This window comes from Staphylospora marina (assembly GCF_003856495.1).
Lineage (GTDB): Bacteria > Bacillota > Bacilli > Thermoactinomycetales > Thermoactinomycetaceae > Staphylospora > Staphylospora marina.
Genome location: NZ_CP034118.1, coordinates 173747 through 191622 on the forward strand (window position 1 = coordinate 173747; position 17876 = coordinate 191622).

The following is a 17876-nucleotide window of genomic DNA, read 5'->3' on the forward strand; positions in this document are numbered from 1 at the left end:
CGTGAAGGGAGAAATTGCCGATGGCACGTAAATTCTCCTTGGAAAAAACTCGCAATATCGGGATCATGGCTCATATCGATGCGGGCAAAACAACGACCACTGAACGGATCCTGTTCTATACCGGCCGTGTGTACAAGATCGGTGAAACCCACGAAGGTTCCGCCACCATGGACTGGATGGAACAGGAGCAGGAGCGCGGAATCACCATCACTTCCGCCGCGACCACCTGCCAGTGGAAAGAACATCGCATCAATATCATCGACACGCCGGGACACGTCGACTTCACCGTGGAAGTGGAACGGTCCCTCCGCGTGCTGGACGGTGCGGTGGGTGTGTTCTGCGCCAAGGGCGGCGTGGAACCGCAATCCGAAACGGTGTGGAGACAGGCTGACCGTTACGGTGTTCCGAGAATCGCGTATGTCAACAAGATGGACATCCTGGGAGCCGACTTCTTCCGGGCCGTCGACCAAATGCGCGATCGCCTGGGCGCCAATGCGGTGCCGATCCAGCTCCCGATCGGTGCGGAAGACACCTTCGTCGGGATCATCGACCTCATCACGATGAAAGCCATCGTGTATGTGGATGATCTCGGAACCACCTCCGAAGCGCGGGAGATCCCTGACGAGTACAAGGAACAAGCAGAAGAATGGCGCACCAAACTGGTGGAAGCCGTCGCCGAGCTGGATGAGGAACTCATGATGAAGTACCTCGAAGGCGAGGACCTGACCGAAGAAGAGATTCGCAGCGCGCTGCGCAAAGGCACCTGCGAAGTGAAAATCACGCCGGTGTTGTGCGGATCTTCCTACAAAAACAAAGGGGTTCAGCCGCTGCTCGACGCGGTGGTCGAATTCCTGCCGGCTCCGACCGATGTTCCGGACATTCGCGGAACGCTTCCGGACGGAACCGAGGTTGCCCGCCGCTCTTCCGACGAAGAGCCGTTCTCGGCGCTGGCGTTCAAGATCATGAGCGACCCGTACGTCGGAAAGCTGACCTTCTTCCGCGTGTACTCCGGTACGCTCTCGTCCGGTTCCTACGTGCTGAACGCCAACAAAGGCAAGCGCGAACGGATCGGCCGGATTCTGCAAATGCACGCCAACCACCGGGAAGAGATCTCGGAAGTGTACGCCGGGGACATCGCCGCCGCGGTGGGTCTGAAAGACACCATCACCGGTGAAACCCTGTGCGACGAAAAGAATCCGATCATCTTGGAATCCATGGATTTCCCGGAACCGGTGATCAACATCGCCATCGAGCCCAAAACCAAGGCCGACCAGGACAAAATGGCTTTGGCTCTGGCGAAACTGTCGGAAGAAGACCCGACCTTCAGAACCCACACGGACGAGGAAACGGGTCAGACGATCATCTCCGGAATGGGCGAGCTGCACCTGGAGATCATTGTCGACCGCCTGAAGCGGGAGTTCAAAGTGGAAGCAAACGTGGGTGCCCCGCAGGTGGCGTACCGCGAAACCTTCCGCAGCTCCGCGAAGGTGGAAGGCAAATTCGTCCGTCAGTCCGGTGGCCGCGGTCAATACGGTCACGTCTGGATCGAGTTCGAACCGCTGCCGGAAGGTGCCGGATTCGAATTCGTCAACAAGATCGTCGGTGGGGTCGTTCCGAAGGAGTACATCCCCGCCGTTCAAGCCGGGATCGAGGAAGCCATGCAAAACGGCGTGCTGGCCGGGTATCCGATGGTTGACATCCGTGCCACCATCTTCGACGGATCGTACCACGATGTGGACTCCTCGGAGATGGCGTTCAAAATCGCCGGTTCCATGGCGCTCAAAGCGGCCAAAACCAAATGTAATCCGGTGTTGCTCGAGCCGATCATGAAGGTCGAAGTCGTGGTGCCGGAGGACTACATGGGTGACGTGATGGGCGACCTCAACTCCCGTCGCGGACGCATCGAGGGCATGGAAGCTCGCGGCAACACCCAGGTGATCCGGGCGATGGTTCCGCTGGCCGAAATGTTCGGCTACGTGAACAGCCTGCGTTCCCGCACGCAAGGTCGCGGCGTCTTCTCCATGGTGTTCGACCACTATGAAGAAGTGCCGAAAAACATCGCCGACGAGATCGTCAAAAAAGCCACCGGTGCATGATTCCTGCATCAGGGAATGAACGGGTGAAGCGGTGAATACCGCTTCCCGGTTTTCCATACATCCATTACAATATTCTTTGAGCCTATGCAAAGGGAGGATCCATTGACATGGCAAAAGCCAAGTTTGAGCGTACCAAACCGCACGTCAACATTGGTACCATCGGTCACGTTGACCACGGCAAAACCACTCTGACCGCCGCAATCACCACCGTTCTGGCTCAAAAAGGCGGCGCTGTGGCTACCGCTTACGATCAAATCGACAAAGCTCCGGAAGAGCGTGAGCGCGGAATCACCATCTCCACCGCACACGTGGAGTACGAAACCGACAACCGTCACTATGCTCACGTGGACTGCCCGGGTCACGCTGACTACGTGAAAAACATGATCACCGGTGCTGCTCAAATGGACGGCGCCATCCTGGTTGTGTCCGCCGCTGACGGCCCGATGCCGCAAACCCGCGAGCACATCCTGCTCTCCCGTCAGGTCGGCGTTCCGTACATCGTCGTCTTCCTGAACAAAGTGGACATGGTGGACGACGAAGAGCTCCTCGAGCTGGTGGAAATGGAAGTTCGCGAACTGCTCTCCGAATACGACTTCCCCGGCGATGACATCCCGGTCATCAAAGGTTCCGCTCTGAAAGCTCTGGAAGATCCGACCGGCGAATGGGCCCAAGCCATCATCGAACTGATGAACGCCGTCGACGAGTATATCCCGGCTCCGGAGCGTGCCACGGACAAACCGTTCCTGATGCCGGTTGAGGACGTCTTCACCATCACCGGTCGCGGTACCGTTGCCACCGGTCGTGTGGAGCGCGGTATGCTGAAAGTCGGCGACGAAGTGGAAATCATCGGCTTCACCGAAACCCGCAAAACCGTTGTGACCGGTGTGGAAATGTTCCGCAAGCTGCTTGACCAAGCAGAAGCCGGTGACAACATCGGTGCCCTGCTCCGCGGCGTGGACCGCAAAGAAATCCAACGCGGACAAGTTCTGGCAAAACCGGGTTCCGTGAAACCGCACACCAAGTTCAAAGCGCAAGTGTACGTTCTGTCCAAAGAAGAGGGCGGCCGTCACACCCCGTTCTTCTCCAACTACCGTCCGCAATTCTACTTCCGCACCACCGACGTGACCGGCGTCATCAAACTGCCGGAAGGCGTTGAAATGTGCATGCCCGGCGACAACGTCGAAATGGAAGTGGAACTGATCTCCCCGATCGCCATCGAAGACGGTACCCGTTTCGCTATCCGCGAAGGTGGCCGTACCGTGGGCGCCGGCGCCGTTACCTCCATCATCGAGTAATCGGTGCCCCTTCGGGTCAATGACAAAAACCCGTCAGTCCGTCACGGACTGGCGGGTTTTTTGTTTGGCGGAATCCCGTTCAACCATCAATAACACTGCCACAAAAATCGTCCGTCCGGACGAACCGGATCCGGATCGACGAACAGATATCCCATCCCGCAGTCACCAAAGTCGGCAAATTCAAGAAACCATTTGCCTTTTTCATCGGTCGCCGGGTAGATGTAGAGCGGGTGGGTGCGCCCGGTGTGAATTTCACAGGTCGTTTTGCCGTTCACCTCCCGACAAGAGATCTTCGCGTGGATGGGATCGTGGATCTCCAAGCAATAAACGATTTGCCCGGCAAAGCGGAATCCGTCCGGTGTTTCGATATGCTGAATCCAAGTGGGAACGCTGCCAAGTCGGGTGCAATATTCAGGCTTTACCCGATCCTCTTCGCTGAGTCCGGAATGACTCGGGTCCATGTCGGGGGATACAAACCAGGGAGCCAGCTCTTCGGAAAGTCCGTCATCTTTCGCGGTCCAACACGTGATCCTGCACTCGGGGAGAAGGTGATCCGGTGTCAGGTCCGGAGGAAGAGGGGTTCGGCCCGGTTTCATTTCGGCATCATCCAGGATGAGAACTTTGTTGGCTCCACATTCCGGATCCCAAGTTTCGCAGTCGTCTCCACAGATGAACACATACAGCACCCTGCCGTCTTTTCCCAGATCGAGTCTGTCGGAGTGATGGGCGAACTGGGCCAGCAACGACATCGGGGCTTCACACCCGCTGCAGGTCGGCCACTTGTCTTCCGGAAGGCCCCACGGTATGCCTCCGAACTGGTCCACAAACTGCCCGGGGGGACCCATGAATTCGGCAAAGATCAATTCCGGTTTCCAATATCGCATCGGTGATCGACTCCTTCCGAAGTGATCAGAACGCATGTTCTGTATCCAACGTACAAGAATCCGGTGTCGAATTCAAGAAAAATCATTGAATCTACACCGGATTTCTTTTGTGAGAGACCAGTTTCGTGCATGTCGCAATGAAATGGAAAATCACACGGAGTGTTTCTATTCATAACTCCGTTTTGGGATGAATTCTTTCTGCTTTCCCTTCACCAGCTCTGCCACAGGAAATATCCGTCCGGCTTTTTGGGATCGGGGTTCACGAAAAGATAGCCTCTGCCCCCGTCGCCGAAGGAGGTGAACTCGATCACGCGGGAGTCGTCGCCGGAATCATCCATTTCTTCGGCTGGCGGATCCAAAGCGGGGGACAGAGAAATCGTGCGAAAATCTTTGTTTTCCGTGGCCAGGTAGTGGGCGGGTTCTTCCGGTCCCAAAAGGAGCACGTGATCGATCTGCGCGGCAAAACGATAGGGCGGCTCCACGGGTTCGGGCATTTGCAGCCATTCGGGCTGACCGCCCAGTTTGGTGCCCGTTTCATCCGATGCCACGGGACCGCCGACGAAATCGAGCCATTCGGCTGCGGACGGCGCCTGTTCGGCGGGAATGTCTTCCTTCTCCACCCAGTCTTTGACCCACGCACCGGGAAGAATCGGGACCTCGGGGTCCGGCGGAGTTGCGGTGCCTTCCGTCAATTGTTCGGGCTCGAGAATCAACACCCGGTTGGCTCCGCCGTCCGCTTCCCAGGACGCACACGTTCCCGATTCGCACTGAAACAAAAACAACACCCTTCCTTCCCGTCCGAGCGGGAACCGTTCCGGGTGATGGCGAAAACGGGCAAGAAAGCTCATCGCTTTCCCGCATTCCGCGCAGACGGGCCATTCGTTCGCGGGGAAGCCGGCAGGCAGACCGCCGAACCGGTCCGGAGCGTCGGGACCTCCGGCTTTGTCCGAATGCAGGACGAGCAAGGGAATGTGGGACTTCATTTCGCAACTCCTCCTCCACAAGGGTCCGGGAACCCCGGCGCGTGAAAACAGGCATGCTGCCCGTCTCCGTCCGGTCAAACGAAGACGAACAAGCATGCCGGCCTTGACGGCGGGATCTCCCGTTCACGATCTTTCTCACCACTTAGTTGTATCACCGCGGCGGCATTTTGCCAAACGGCATTTCGCCGGCGGCGGCGAACATCCGTCTCTTTCCTTTGCTTTCTCTTGTTGCGCCGCCGGTTTCCTGCCGGCTTTTCCGCGTTTTCCGGTGAAATGTGTTGACTTTTGCCCGGGAGATGTCAATAATTTTGAGAAGACCGCGCAAAAGGAAGGAATTGGTATGGGCAAGCGGGGGATGCATGGCGCAAGAACAGGCTCTTTTTCCTGAATCCTGCCCAAAAGTGCTTGCAACCCCATACTTTTTCCACTATAATCGAGAATGTTGCATGAACGCGATGAAGCGAAAGGTTGCCGACACACCCGGCCCCGATGCCATGGCCGGGCGGGAAATTTTCGCGGAGAAGTTCATTTTCAAAATGAGCGAGAAGGAGGGTTAATCATGGCAAAACAAAAGATTCGCATTCGGCTGAAGGCTTACGATCACCGCATCCTGGACCAGTCGGCGTCCAAGATCGTGGAAACCGCGAAACGGACGGGTGCCGGTGTGTCCGGACCGATTCCGCTTCCGACGGAGCGTTCGGTTTACACGATCCTGCGTGCGGTTCACAAGTATAAAGATTCTCGTGAGCAGTTCGAAATGCGCACTCATAAACGGCTCATCGACATCGTCAACCCGACGCAACAAACGGTTGACGCATTGATGAGACTGGATCTGCCTTCCGGCGTCGATATCGAAATCAAGCTGTAATCAGCGGATTCTGTCATGGCAGGAGGTGTACACAGTGAAAGGCATTCTGGGCAAAAAGATCGGGATGACCCAAATCTTCGGCGAAAACGGAGTGGTCGTGCCCGTGACGGTCGTCGAAGCGGGTCCTTGCGTGGTTCTGCAAAAGAAGGAACTGGCAACTGACGGATACGAAGCGATCCAGCTCGGCTTCGACGAGAAGAAAGAACATCGAGCCAACAAGCCCGAACTCGGACATGCAGCCAAAGCAAATGCCAAACCCCAAAAGTTCGTCAAAGAGATCCGCGGGGTGAATCTGGCGGACTACGAAGTGGGCGGTCTGGTGAAAGCCGACCTGTTCGAACAGGGCGAATTCGTTGACGTGACCGGTACCACCAAAGGAAAAGGTTTTACCGGTGCCATCAAGCGTCACAACCAAGCTCGCGGACCGATGTCCCACGGTTCCAAGTACCATCGCGGACCGGGTTCGATGGGTGCCATCGCTCCGAACCGGATCTTCAAGGGACAAACCATGCCGGGACGCATGGGACATGAACGCGTGACGATCCAAAACCTGGAGATCGTCAAAGTGGACGCCGAGAAGAACCTGCTTCTGATCAAAGGTTCCGTTCCGGGTCCGAGAAACAGCTACCTGATCATCAAATCGGCCGTCAAGCAAAGCAACTGACGGAACAGGACAAGAAAGGAGGAGTCACCATGCCCAAACTGGCAGTACTCAACATGAGCGGTGAACAGGTGGGGGAAATCGAACTCTCCGACGCTCTCTTCGGAATCACCCCGAATGAAGCCGTTCTGCATCAGGCAGTCGTGATGCAACAGGCATCCCTTCGCCGCGGAACTCATGCGACCAAAAACCGCGCATTGGTGAGCGGCGGCGGCAGAAAGCCCTGGAGACAAAAAGGTACCGGACGCGCCCGTCACGGAAGCATCCGTTCCCCGCTGTGGGTGGGAGGCGGCACGGTGTTCGGTCCTCAACCGCGCAGCTATGCCTTCAAGCTGCCGAAAAAAGTGCGCCGTCTGGCTCTGAAATCCGCCCTCTCCAGCAAAGTGATCGACCAGGATCTGGTGGTGCTGGACGAGCTGAAGCTGGATAAGCCGAAAACCAAAGACATGGTGAACGTGCTGAAAAACCTCGGTGCGGATCGCAAAGCACTGGTCGTGACCGACAGCCTCGACCAAAACGCCGTTCTGTCCGCTCGCAACATTCCGGGCGTGAAACTGGTGCAAGCCGACGGAATCAACGTGCTGGACATTCTCCACCACGACAAGCTGATCCTGACCCGTGGTGCCGTGAGCCGCGTTGAGGAGGTGTTTGGCAAGTGAAGGACCCTCGCGACATCATTCGCCGGCCGGTAATCACCGAGAAGTCCACGGAACTGATGGAGCAAAACAAGTACGTCTTTGAAGTGGATCCGCGCGCCAACAAGGTGGAAATCAAGAAGGCCGTGGAGCAAATCTTCAACGTGAAAGTGGCTTCGGTCAACACCATGCGTGTCACCGGCAAGGTGAAGCGCTACGGCCGTTACAGCGGTCGCAGACCCGAACGGAAAAAAGCGATCGTCACGTTGAAACCCGACAGCAAGCCGATCGAAATGTTTGAAGTCTGATCGATAACCTTTGAGGAAGAAGGAGGGAAAAGGAATGGGCATCAAGCATTTCAAGCCGACGACTCCGTCCCGTCGTCACATGACCGTATCGACCTTCGAAGAGATCACGACCGACAAGCCGGAGAAATCCCTTGTTGTCACGCTGGTCAAACGCTCCGGACGCAACAACCAGGGACGCATCACCACCCGTCATCGCGGGGGCGGCCACAAGCGGAAATACCGGATCATCGACTTCAAGCGCAACAAGGACGGCATTCCCGGCAAAGTTGCCACGATCGAATACGATCCGAACCGTTCCGCCAACATTGCCCTGATCAACTACGTGGACGGCGAGAAGCGCTACATCATCGCTCCGCACGGCCTGAAAGTCGGCATGACCATCATGTCCGGACCGGAAGCCGACATCCGCGTGGGCAACGCTCTGCCGCTCCGCAACATCCCGGTGGGTACCGTGATTCACAACATCGAACTGAAACCGGGTCGCGGCGGCCAGCTGGTTCGCGCCGCAGGTGCTTCCGCACAGCTCTTGGGGAAAGAGGGCAAATACGCCATCATCCGCCTCACCTCCGGTGAAGTTCGCATGGTTCACCTGGATTGCCGCGCGACGATCGGTCAGGTCGGAAATCTCGATCACGAGCTGATCACCGTGGGGAAAGCCGGACGCTCCCGTTGGCTGGGCAAACGTCCGACGGTTCGCGGTTCCGTGATGAACCCGGTGGACCACCCGCACGGCGGTGGTGAAGGTCGCGCTCCGATCGGTCGCAAGTCTCCGATGACTCCGTGGGGCAAACCGGCACTGGGATACAAAACCCGGAAGAAAAACAAGCCGTCTGACAAATACATCGTCCGTCGTCGCAAGAGCAAATAACGTGATCACGAAATCAGCCGCGCTCGAAAGGAGGTTCATTCCATGGGTCGCAGCTTGAAAAAAGGACCTTTTGTCGATGACCACCTGATGAAAAAGGTTCTGGAACTGAACGAGAAAAACGAGAAACGCGTGATTAAAACCTGGTCCCGCCGTTCCACCATCTTTCCGGAGTTCGTGGGTCACACGTTCGCCGTTCATGACGGTCGCAAACACGTCCCGGTGTACGTGACCGAAGACATGGTCGGCCACAAGCTGGGCGAATTCGTTCCGACCCGTACCTACAGAGGTCACGGTGACGACAAGAAAACGAAGAAGCGCTGAGTGACCGCCCCATCAGAGAGGAGGTAACGAGATGGAAGCCAAAGCAACTGCCCGTTACGTGCGCATCTCTCCGCGCAAGGCGCGCCTGGTGATCGACCTGATTCGCGGCAAATCCGTGGCCGAAGCGTTCTCCATCCTGCGCTTCACGCCGAAAGCCGCTTCCCCGGTCATCGAGAAAGTGCTGAAATCCGCCGTTGCCAACGCGGAACACAATCACAACCTGAACGCTTCGGGTTTGGTTGTGAAAAAAGCGTACGTGGATGAGGGCCCGACGCTGAAGCGCTATCAACCCCGCGCTCGCGGTCAAGCCTATGAGATTCTGAAACGGACCAGCCACATCACCGTGGTTGTCGGTGAACAGTGAGCAAGTTGAACAAGGAGGGATGAAACGGTGGGTCAAAAGGTAAATCCGGTCGGACTTCGTATCGGCATCATCCGTGACTGGGAATCCAAATGGTACGCTGAAAAAGACTATGCCGACCTGCTCCATGAAGACCTGAAGATCCGGAACTTTATCCGCAACCGCATGAAAGATGCGAGCATCTCCAAGATCGAAATCGAGCGGGCCGCCAACCGCGTCAACATTTCCATCCATACCGCGAAGCCGGGCATGGTGATCGGCAAAGGCGGTTCCGAAGTGGAAGCCCTTCGGCAGGCCCTGGCCAAACTGACCGGCAAAAAGGTGCACATCAACATCCACGAGATCAAAAATCCCGATCTGGATGCTTATCTCGTGGCCGAAAGCATCGCGCAACAGCTGGAGCGCCGTGTTTCCTTCCGTCGCGCGATGAAACAGGCGATCCAACGCTGCATGCGCGCGGGAGCCAAAGGAGTGCGCACCGCGGTGAGCGGACGCCTGGGCGGCGCGGACATCGCCCGCACCGAAGGATACAGCGAAGGAACGGTTCCGCTGCACACCCTGCGTGCAGACATCGACTACGGTTTCACGGAAGCACACACCACTTACGGTCGGATCGGCGTGAAAGTGTGGATCTATCGCGGTGAAGTGCTGCCGGCCAAGAAAACCAAAGGAGCTGCGGAAGGAGGCGAGTAATCCATGCTGATGCCCAAAAAGGTCAAGTTCCGTCGTCCGCATCGTCCGCGCAAGCTGCGTGGCAAGGCCAAAGGCGGCACGGAAGTGGCATTCGGTGAATACGGCCTGCAAGCCCTCGAACCGGCATGGGTGACCAACCGCCAAATCGAGGCCGCACGTCGGGCCATGACGCGCTACATCCGCCGTGGCGGGAAAGTCTGGATCAAAATCTTCCCGGATCGCCCGATCACCCAGAAACCGCTCGAGGTTCGGATGGGTAGCGGGAAAGGTTCTCCGGAAAAATGGGTGGCCGTGGTGAAGCCGGGCAAGGTGCTGTTCGAGCTCGCCGGCGTTCCGGAAGAGACCGCACGTGAAGCAATGCGGCTTGCCGCACACAAACTTCCGATCAAAACCAAATTCGTGAAAAGAGAAGCGGGTGGTAACGAATGAAAGCACGTGAGCTGGCAGAGTTGACCACCGCCGAGATCCAACAAAAGCTCTCTCAGTACAAAGAGGAGTTGTTCAACCTCCGCTTCCAATCCGCAACGGGTCAACTGGAAAGCCCGGCCCGTCTGCGCCAGGTTCGCAAAGCGATCGCTCGTTGCAAAACGATTCTGCGTGAACGCGAACTGGGGATCGAAAGGAGGAAGCAAGGATGAACCAGCGCACGACGCGCCGCAAAGTCCGGATCGGTCGGGTGGTCAGCGACAAAATGGACAAAACCATCGTTGTCGCCGTGGAAACCTACAAGAAGCATCCCCTGTACGGCAAACGCGTGAAATACACCAAAAAATTCAAGGCTCATGACGAGCGGAACGAGGCAAAAACCGGCGATACCGTGAAAATCATGGAAACCCGTCCGCTTTCCAAGGAAAAGCGCTGGCGCCTCGTTGAGATCGTGGAAAAAGCCGTGATCGTCTAAGCATAACTGACGCGGGAAGGAGGGGAACCCATGATTCAACCGCAATCTCGCCTTCGAGTGGCTGACAACTCCGGTGCAAAAGAAGTGATGTGCATCCGGGTCCTGGGTGGATCCAAACGGAAAACCGCCGGAATCGGCGACGTCATCGTCGCATCCGTGAAACAAGCTACGCCCGGTGGCGTTGTCAAGAAAGGGGATGTGGTCAAATGCGTGATCGTTCGCACGAAACGCGCGACCCGTCGCCCGGACGGTTCCTACATCCGTTTTGACGAGAATGCCGCCGTCATCATCAAGGATGACAACTCTCCGCGCGGTACCCGGATCTTCGGACCGGTGGCCCGTGAATTGCGTGATCGCGACTTCATGAAGATCATTTCGCTGGCGCCGGAGGTTCTGTGATCAGGCGCCGCTTTCCGTGGTCGAATTTCCGAGCGTAAGGAGGTGCCCGGCATGGCGAACAAACTGCACATCAAAAAGGGCGACATCGTCATTGTGATGCGCGGCAAGGAAGCTCCCTATTTCGATGACAACGGCAAAAAAGTGTACACCAAGGGACGCGTGATCCGTGTTCTCCCGAAAGAGAACCGCGTGATCGTCGAAGGTGTCAACATGGTGAAAAAACATGCCCGTCCGTCCCAGGCCAATCCGCAAGGCGGCATCATCGAAATGGAAGCTCCCATTCACGTGTCCAACGTGATGATCGAGGATCCGAAGACGAAAGAGCCGACCCGGATCGGATACAAATGGGTGGAAGGCAAAAACGGCGAAAAGAAAAAAGTGCGTTACGCCAAAAAATCCGGTGAGATTCTCGACAAATGACCGGTGACGGAAGGGAGGTTCGCCTGATGGCAGCACGTGTGAAGGAGCTGTACCTGAACGAAGTGGCTCCTGCCATGATGAAGAAATTCAACTACAAGTCTCCGATGCAAGTGCCGAAAGTGGAGAAAGTGATCATCAACATGGGTGTGGGTGAAGCCGTCCAAAACCCGAAAGTGCTCGACGGCGCGGTGGAGGATCTCACCCTGATCTCCGGACAAAAGCCGGTGATCACCCGGGCGAAAAAATCGATCGCCGGATTCAAGCTTCGTGAGGGCATGCCGATCGGTGCCAAAGTGACCCTCCGGGGCGAGCGGATGTATCACTTCCTCGACAAACTGATGAACGTGGCTCTGCCGCGCGTTCGCGACTTCCGCGGCGTTTCCCCGAAATCCTTCGACGGACGCGGAAACTATACGCTCGGTCTGAAAGAGCAGCTCATCTTCCCGGAGATCTCTTACGACAAGGTGGACAAAGTTCGCGGCATGGACATCGTGATCGTCACGACCGCGAAAACCGACGAAGAGGCTCGTGAACTGCTGACGCTGCTGGGAATGCCGTTCCGCAAGCAGTGACATCTCACAGGACAAGGGGGGAATCTCGTGGCCAAGAAGTCGATGATCGTCAAATCGCAGCGCAAGCAAAAATTCAAGGTGCGTGAATACACCCGCTGCGAACGTTGCGGCCGCCCGCACTCGGTGTACCGCAAGTTCCGCCTCTGCCGGATTTGCTTCCGTGAATTGGCCTACAAAGGGCAGATTCCCGGCGTGAAAAAAGCCAGCTGGTAATGATGACAGGAAGGAGGGTTTCGCATGGTGATGACCGACCCCATTGCTGATATGCTGACCAGAATCCGCAACGCGAACTTGGTTCGCCACGAGAGCGTGGAGTTCCCGGCTTCCCGGATCAAACGCGAAATCTGCGAGATCCTGAAGCGTGAAGGATTCATCCGCGATTGCGAGTATATCGAAGACAACAAACAGGGGATCATTCGCCTTTTCCTCAAGTACGGAGCCAACAACGAGCGTGTGATCACCGGACTGAAACGGATCAGCAAACCCGGTTTGCGCGTGTATGCCAAGGCTTCTGAAGTGCCCCGTGTGATGCGTGGCCTGGGGATTGCCATCCTCTCCACCAACAAGGGGATCATGACCGACAAGGAAGCCCGCCAACACAACGTGGGCGGAGAAGTTATTGCATACGTTTGGTAATCGCCTGATGGACGGAGGTGAACAACATGTCCCGTATCGGCAAAAAACCGATCACGATTCCCGGCGGTGTGGAAGTGAAAATCGAAGGAAGCCATGTGACCGTCAAAGGTCCGAAAGGCACCCTGGAGCGTGATTTTCATCCCGACATCGTGATCAAACAGGTAGACAACACCTTGGTGGTCGAGCGTCCGAGCGATCACCGGACCCACCGGGCCCTGCACGGAACGACCCGGAGCGTGCTGGCCAACATGGTGGAAGGTGTGACCAACGGATTCAGCAAAACGTTGGAACTGGTCGGCGTGGGTTACCGTGCCAACAAAAAAGGCAACACTCTGGTACTGAGCCTCGGTTTCTCCCATCCGGTGGAAATCACTCCGGATGAGGGAATCGAACTGGAAGTTCCGTCTCAAACCCAAATCATCGTCAAAGGGATCGACAAGGAGAAAGTCGGTGCCCAAGCCGCCAAGATCCGTGCATGGAGACGTCCCGAACCGTACAAGGGCAAAGGGATCAAATATGCGGGTGAAGTCATTCGCCGCAAAGAAGGAAAAGCCGGTAAGAAATAATCCGGCCGCTTAGTGAGAAGGGAGTGAGCTGGACCGTGATTCAAAAAGTGGACCGCAACAAGAAACGGAAAGTCCGCGCACTGCGCGTGCGGAAGAAAGTGTTCGGTACCCCCGAACGTCCGCGTCTCAACGTGTTCCGTTCCGGCAAGAACATTTACGCGCAACTGATTGACGACACGATCGGTCATACCTTGGTGTCCGCGTCCACGCTGGATTCGGAATTCAAGGCCAAAGGCATCAGCGGCGGTACGGTGGAAGCGGCCCGTCAAGTGGGCGAACTGATCGCCAAACGCGCTGTCGAAAAAGGCTTCAAGCGCGTCGTGTTCGACCGTGGCGGTTATCTGTATCATGGTCGGGTCAAGGCGCTGGCTGACGGAGCTCGGGAAGGAGGTCTGGACTTTTGAGCAAGCAAGAAAAACCCCGCAGAAGAGACGCCGTGCAGTCTGAGTTCATCGAGAAAGTCGTGAACATCAACCGCGTGGCGAAAGTCGTCAAAGGTGGTCGTCGCTTCAGCTTCAGCGCCCTGGTGGTCGTCGGCGACGGAAAAGGCAAAGTGGGTGCCGCCATCGGCAAAGCCGCCGAAGTGCCGGAAGCGATCCGCAAGGGCTTCGAAGCCGCCAAGAAGAAAATGATCACCGTTCCGCTGCAAGGCAGCACCATTCCGCATGAAACGATCGGTCACTTCGGTTCCGGTGAAGTGATCATGAAGCCGGCTTCCAAGGGTACCGGTGTGATCGCCGGCGGTCCGGTCCGCGATGTTCTGATTGCTGCCGGTGTCGGTGACATCCTGACCAAGTCGGTCGGCTCCAACAACCCGATCAACATGGTGCATGCCACCCTGGAAGGACTCAAAACTCTGCGCCGTCCGGAAGATGTCGCGAAGTTGCGCGGCAAAAGCGTAGAGGAACTGTTGGGATAAGGAGGGGAAGACCGTGGCGAAGAAACTGGCGATTACCCTCAAACGGAGCATGATCGGCCGTCCTGAATCGCAACGCGTCACCCTGCGCACGCTCGGACTTCGCAAGCGGGAACAAACCGTTGTGCAACAGGACAACCCGGCGATTCGTGGCATGATTGCCAAAGTGAGCCATCTGGTCGAAGTCAAGGAAATCGAAGAGTGAACGGTCGAAGCTCTTCGTCCAAGAGGAGGTGCAAAGCATGAAACTGCATGAGCTGAAACCGGCTCCGGGTTCCCGGAAGAAGAAAAATCGCGTCGGTCGCGGGATCGGTTCCGGCAACGGCAAAACCGCCGGCCGCGGTCACAAAGGGCAAAACGCCCGTTCCGGCGGTGGTGTGCGTCCCGGTTTTGAGGGAGGTCAAACCCCGATCTTCCGTCGTCTGCCGAAACGCGGCTTCACCAACCCCAACCGCAAAGAATACGCCATCATCAACCTTGACGTGCTCAACCGTTTTGAAGACGGTGCCGTGGTCACTCCGGAACTTCTGAAAGAACAAGGCGTCGTGAAAAACCTCAAAGACGGTCTGAAAGTGCTCGGCAATGGAGAGCTGAACAAAAAGCTCACCGTGAAGGCGCACAAATTCTCCGCCAGCGCTGTGGAGAAAATCGGCGCCGCCGGCGGGGCGACGGAGGTAATCTGATGATTCGGAACCTGGGAAATATCTTCAAGGTGGAGGATCTTCGTCGTCGTATCCTTTTCACTCTGATGATGCTGGTGATCTTCCGGATCGGGAGCTTCATTCCGGTTCCGAACACCAATGCCTTGGCTTTGCAGCAAATGATGAGTGAAACCCAGGGTGTGTTCGGTCTGATCAACGCCTTCTCGGGTGGAGCGTTCACCAACTTCTCCATCTTCGCCATGGGAATCATGCCTTACATCACCGCATCGATCATCGTGCAACTGCTTACCATGGACGTGATTCCCGCGTTTGCCCGCTGGGCGAAGGAAGGCGAAGTGGGTCGGCGCAAATTGGCCCAGTTTACCCGTTACTTCACCATCGTGCTGGCTTTGATCCAGTCCGTGGGTGTGGCAATCGGGTTCAACCGGATCACCCCCGGCTTCATCGAAGATGAAAGCGTCTGGTCCTATGCCCTGATTTCGCTGACCCTGACCGCCGGAACGGCGTTCTTGATGTGGGTGGGTGAGCAAATCACGGACAAGGGCATCGGCAACGGCATTTCCATCCTGATTTTCGCCGGGATCATCGCTTCCATCCCGGGAACTTCGGGAATCGTGTATGAAGCCCTCTTCACCAACGAAAGTCAGCTGTTCCTGAGCATCTTGAAGGTCGTCGGCCTGGTGCTTGGCATCATCGTGGTGGTGGCTGCTTGCGTTTACATGCTGCAAGGGGTTCGAAAAATCCCGGTGCAATACACCAAACGGGTGGTGGGTCGCAAGATGTACGGCGGACAATCGACCCACATTCCGCTGAAGGTGAACGCAGCCGGTGTGATTCCGGTGATTTTCGCCCTCTCTTTGCTGATGTTCCCGCCGACCATCGCGAGCTTCTGGTCCGGCCATCCGGTGGCCGACTGGATCATCGCCAACTTTGACTACATGAAGTTTGGTCTCGGCATGGTGCTTTATGTGGTGTTGATCATCGGATTCACGTACTTCTACACGTTCGTGCAGATCAATCCGATGCAGCTGGCAGATCAGATGAAGAAAAACGGCGGCTTCATTCCTGGGATCCGTCCCGGGAAGAACACTTCCACCTATCTGACCCGGGTACTGAATCGGTTGACGCTCAGTGGAGCGTTGTTCCTCGCGGCGGTTTCCATCTTGCCTGTCTTCTTCATCATCGTCGCCGATTTGCCTCAAAGCGTGCAGATCGGAGGCACTTCCCTGCTGATCGTGGTCGGGGTTGCGCTGGAGACGATGAAAACGATCGAAAGTCAGCTGATCAAACGCCACTACAAAGGGTTCATGCATAAGTGACGGTTGCCCCGGAGTTACTTCCGGGGACTATGCATGAACACGCTTTTCCGCACCTGTGGTGGCGGACCGCCTTTCGGCGAGTGATCCGGGAGGGATAATGCACATGAACATCGTACTCATGGGTCTGCCCGGTGCCGGAAAGGGAACTCAGGCTGCACGCATTGTCGAGCAACTGCAAATTCCCCACATTTCCACCGGTGACATGTTCCGGGCAGCGGTGAAGGACCAGACCCCGCTGGGGCTGGAAGCCAAGTCGTACATGGATCAGGGAAAGCTGGTCCCGGACCGGGTCACGATCGGCATCGTCCGTGAACGGCTCGGCAAAGAGGATTGCGCGAAAGGGTTTCTCCTCGACGGTTTTCCGCGCACCGTTCCCCAAGCGGAAGCGCTCGATGAGCTGACGCGTGATGTCGGTCGCGAGCTGGATGCCGTGATCTACATCGAAGTGGAAGAGGAGGAGCTTTTGAAGCGCCTCACCGGAAGACGCATCTGTCGCTCTTGCGGAGCCACCTATCATGTGGTGTTCGCTCCTCCTGCCAAAGACGGGGTTTGCGACAAATGCGGTTCCGAACTGTACCAACGGGATGACGACCGGCCGGAGACGGTTCGCGAACGGCTCAAGGTGAATCTGGAACAGACGGGTTCTCTGTTGGATTACTACGATTCCACCGGAAAACTGCGGCGGGTGAACGGGCAGTTGCCGATCGACCAAGTGACCGAAGCCATCCTCGCCGTCATTCGGGGAGTTTGAAACCATGATCATTCTCAAATCGCCCAAAGAGCTGGAGCGGATGAGAGAAGCAGGGAAAATCGTCTGGCTCACGCACCGGGAACTGGAGAAGGTGATCGCCCCCGGCATCACCACCCGGGAACTGGACCGGATCGCCGACAAAGTGATCCGGAGTTACGGGGCCGTTCCTTCATTCAAAGGATACAACGGATTTCCGGGCAGCATCTGCACCTCGGTCAACGAGGAGCTGGTACACGGCATTCCCGGAGACCGGAAGCTTCAGGAAGGGGACATCATCTCGATCGACATCGGAGCGTGTTACGACGGATATCATGGCGATTCCGCCTGGACGTACGCGGTGGGCGAGATCTCTCCGGAAGCCCGGCGATTGCTCGAGGTGACGGAGCAGGCTCTCTACAGCGGACTGGAGAAAGCCCTTCCCGGCGCCCGACTCGGGGATGTGTCACATGCGATTCAGCAAGTGGCCGAAGCGGCCGGTTTCTCCATCGTTCGTGAGTACGTGGGGCACGGAATCGGGCAGAGTCTCCATGAGAGTCCGAGCGTTCCCAACTACGGATTGCCCGGAAAGGGAATCAGGCTGAAGCCCGGCATGACGCTTGCCGTGGAACCCATGGTGAACCAGGGTGAGCGTCATGTGAAGGTGCTTTCGGACGATTGGACCGTGGTGACCAAGGACGGCTCACTGTGTGCCCACTTTGAACACACCATCGCGATCACCGAAGACGGATATGAAATCCTGACCATCGGTGACGGGAATTGAA

At 56.8% G+C, this 17876-nt stretch carries 29 protein-coding genes; 27 read left to right on the forward strand and 2 right to left on the reverse strand.

Annotated features, from left to right (window positions below):
- The first annotated feature begins 20 nt into the window (after positions 1-20).
- Together fusA and tuf are read left to right on the forward strand one after the other, a co-directional pair.
- Positions 21-2096: an elongation factor G gene (gene fusA / locus EG886_RS00865; RefSeq protein ID WP_124726395.1), complete on the forward strand. Its 2076-nt coding sequence runs from the start codon at positions 21-23 to the stop codon at positions 2094-2096.
- A gap of 107 nt (positions 2097-2203) precedes the next feature.
- Positions 2204-3391, forward strand: coding sequence for an elongation factor Tu (gene tuf / locus EG886_RS00870; RefSeq protein ID WP_124726396.1), 1188 nt, complete (start codon positions 2204-2206; stop codon positions 3389-3391).
- An 86-nt stretch (positions 3392-3477) separates the two neighbouring features.
- Here tuf and EG886_RS00875 read toward each other — a convergent pair whose 3' ends face one another.
- On the reverse strand, positions 3478-4275 hold the full coding sequence (locus EG886_RS00875) for a hypothetical protein (RefSeq protein WP_124726397.1): 798 nt from the start codon (positions 4273-4275) through the stop codon (positions 3478-3480).
- A 209-nt stretch (positions 4276-4484) separates the two neighbouring features.
- Positions 4485-5258, reverse strand: coding sequence for a hypothetical protein (locus tag EG886_RS00880; protein ID WP_124726398.1), 774 nt, complete (start codon positions 5256-5258; stop codon positions 4485-4487).
- Between the two features lie 94 nt (positions 5259-5352).
- Between EG886_RS00880 and EG886_RS00885 the strand changes: the two genes are divergently transcribed.
- From EG886_RS00885 to map, 25 genes are all read left to right on the forward strand, one after another.
- A complete protein-coding gene (locus EG886_RS00885) occupies positions 5353-5646 on the forward strand; it encodes a hypothetical protein (RefSeq protein ID WP_124726399.1) in 294 nt (97 codons plus the stop codon).
- A 171-nt stretch (positions 5647-5817) separates the two neighbouring features.
- Positions 5818-6126 (forward strand): 30S ribosomal protein S10, encoded by a 309-nt coding sequence (rpsJ, locus tag EG886_RS00890; protein WP_124726400.1) that lies wholly within the window; start codon positions 5818-5820, stop codon positions 6124-6126.
- A gap of 64 nt (positions 6127-6190) precedes the next feature.
- Positions 6191-6790, forward strand: coding sequence for a 50S ribosomal protein L3 (gene rplC / locus EG886_RS00895; RefSeq protein ID WP_241154410.1), 600 nt, complete (start codon positions 6191-6193; stop codon positions 6788-6790).
- Between the two features lie 29 nt (positions 6791-6819).
- Positions 6820-7446: a 50S ribosomal protein L4 gene (gene rplD / locus EG886_RS00900; RefSeq protein ID WP_124726402.1), complete on the forward strand. Its 627-nt coding sequence runs from the start codon at positions 6820-6822 to the stop codon at positions 7444-7446.
- Complete coding sequence (gene rplW, locus EG886_RS00905) at positions 7443-7730, forward strand: 50S ribosomal protein L23 (protein ID WP_124726403.1); 288 nt, start codon at positions 7443-7445, stop codon at positions 7728-7730. The genes rplD and rplW overlap by 4 nt, the downstream gene beginning before the upstream one ends.
- Positions 7731-7764: 34 nt before the next feature.
- A complete protein-coding gene (rplB, locus tag EG886_RS00910) occupies positions 7765-8598 on the forward strand; it encodes a 50S ribosomal protein L2 (RefSeq protein ID WP_124726404.1) in 834 nt (277 codons plus the stop codon).
- 42 nt (positions 8599-8640) lie between these two features.
- The gene (rpsS, locus tag EG886_RS00915; protein WP_124726405.1) at positions 8641-8919 is read left to right on the forward strand and encodes a 30S ribosomal protein S19; all 279 of its coding nucleotides are present in this window, start codon (positions 8641-8643) and stop codon (positions 8917-8919) included.
- Positions 8920-8950: 31 nt separating this feature from the next.
- Positions 8951-9283: a 50S ribosomal protein L22 gene (gene rplV / locus EG886_RS00920; protein ID WP_124726406.1), complete on the forward strand. Its 333-nt coding sequence runs from the start codon at positions 8951-8953 to the stop codon at positions 9281-9283.
- Positions 9284-9310: 27 nt separating this feature from the next.
- The gene (gene rpsC / locus EG886_RS00925) at positions 9311-9973 is read left to right on the forward strand and encodes a 30S ribosomal protein S3 (protein WP_124726407.1); all 663 of its coding nucleotides are present in this window, start codon (positions 9311-9313) and stop codon (positions 9971-9973) included.
- 3 nt (positions 9974-9976) lie between these two features.
- Positions 9977-10402: a 50S ribosomal protein L16 gene (gene rplP / locus EG886_RS00930; RefSeq protein ID WP_124726408.1), complete on the forward strand. Its 426-nt coding sequence runs from the start codon at positions 9977-9979 to the stop codon at positions 10400-10402.
- Positions 10399-10611 carry a 50S ribosomal protein L29 gene (gene rpmC, locus EG886_RS00935; RefSeq protein ID WP_124726409.1) on the forward strand — a complete coding sequence of 71 codons (213 nt, stop codon included), beginning with the start codon at positions 10399-10401 and terminating at the stop codon, positions 10609-10611. Before rplP ends, rpmC begins: the two co-directional genes overlap by 4 nt.
- On the forward strand, positions 10608-10874 hold the full coding sequence (gene rpsQ / locus EG886_RS00940; RefSeq protein ID WP_124726410.1) for a 30S ribosomal protein S17: 267 nt from the start codon (positions 10608-10610) through the stop codon (positions 10872-10874). The genes rpmC and rpsQ overlap by 4 nt, the downstream gene beginning before the upstream one ends.
- Before the next feature lie 30 nt (positions 10875-10904).
- Entirely contained in the window at positions 10905-11273 is a 369-nt protein-coding gene (rplN, locus tag EG886_RS00945; protein ID WP_124726411.1) for a 50S ribosomal protein L14, read from the forward strand.
- 63 nt (positions 11274-11336) lie between these two features.
- On the forward strand, positions 11337-11693 hold the full coding sequence (rplX, locus tag EG886_RS00950) for a 50S ribosomal protein L24 (protein WP_124728607.1): 357 nt from the start codon (positions 11337-11339) through the stop codon (positions 11691-11693).
- A 26-nt stretch (positions 11694-11719) separates the two neighbouring features.
- Positions 11720-12265, forward strand: coding sequence for a 50S ribosomal protein L5 (gene rplE, locus EG886_RS00955; protein WP_124726412.1), 546 nt, complete (start codon positions 11720-11722; stop codon positions 12263-12265).
- Positions 12266-12292: 27 nt separating this feature from the next.
- Positions 12293-12478, forward strand: a complete 186-nt coding sequence (locus EG886_RS00960) for a type Z 30S ribosomal protein S14 (protein ID WP_124726413.1) — start codon at positions 12293-12295, stop codon at positions 12476-12478.
- 24 nt (positions 12479-12502) lie between these two features.
- The gene (rpsH, locus tag EG886_RS00965) at positions 12503-12901 is read left to right on the forward strand and encodes a 30S ribosomal protein S8 (RefSeq protein ID WP_124726414.1); all 399 of its coding nucleotides are present in this window, start codon (positions 12503-12505) and stop codon (positions 12899-12901) included.
- 26 nt (positions 12902-12927) lie between these two features.
- Positions 12928-13467, forward strand: coding sequence for a 50S ribosomal protein L6 (gene rplF / locus EG886_RS00970; RefSeq protein ID WP_124726415.1), 540 nt, complete (start codon positions 12928-12930; stop codon positions 13465-13467).
- Between the two features lie 35 nt (positions 13468-13502).
- Complete coding sequence (gene rplR, locus EG886_RS00975; RefSeq protein ID WP_124726416.1) at positions 13503-13871, forward strand: 50S ribosomal protein L18; 369 nt, start codon at positions 13503-13505, stop codon at positions 13869-13871.
- Positions 13868-14386, forward strand: a complete 519-nt coding sequence (rpsE, locus tag EG886_RS00980; RefSeq protein WP_277423824.1) for a 30S ribosomal protein S5 — start codon at positions 13868-13870, stop codon at positions 14384-14386. The genes rplR and rpsE overlap by 4 nt, the downstream gene beginning before the upstream one ends.
- Positions 14387-14399: 13 nt before the next feature.
- Positions 14400-14588, forward strand: a complete 189-nt coding sequence (rpmD, locus tag EG886_RS00985) for a 50S ribosomal protein L30 (RefSeq protein WP_124726417.1) — start codon at positions 14400-14402, stop codon at positions 14586-14588.
- Positions 14589-14625: 37 nt separating this feature from the next.
- Positions 14626-15066 carry a 50S ribosomal protein L15 gene (gene rplO, locus EG886_RS00990; RefSeq protein ID WP_124726418.1) on the forward strand — a complete coding sequence of 147 codons (441 nt, stop codon included), beginning with the start codon at positions 14626-14628 and terminating at the stop codon, positions 15064-15066.
- Positions 15066-16364, forward strand: coding sequence for a preprotein translocase subunit SecY (secY, locus tag EG886_RS00995; protein ID WP_124726419.1), 1299 nt, complete (start codon positions 15066-15068; stop codon positions 16362-16364). The genes rplO and secY overlap by 1 nt, the downstream gene beginning before the upstream one ends.
- Positions 16365-16467: 103 nt before the next feature.
- Entirely contained in the window at positions 16468-17115 is a 648-nt protein-coding gene (locus tag EG886_RS01000; RefSeq protein ID WP_124726420.1) for an adenylate kinase, read from the forward strand.
- 4 nt (positions 17116-17119) lie between these two features.
- A complete protein-coding gene (gene map, locus EG886_RS01005; protein WP_124726421.1) occupies positions 17120-17875 on the forward strand; it encodes a type I methionyl aminopeptidase in 756 nt (251 codons plus the stop codon).
- Position 17876 lies beyond the last annotated feature (1 nt).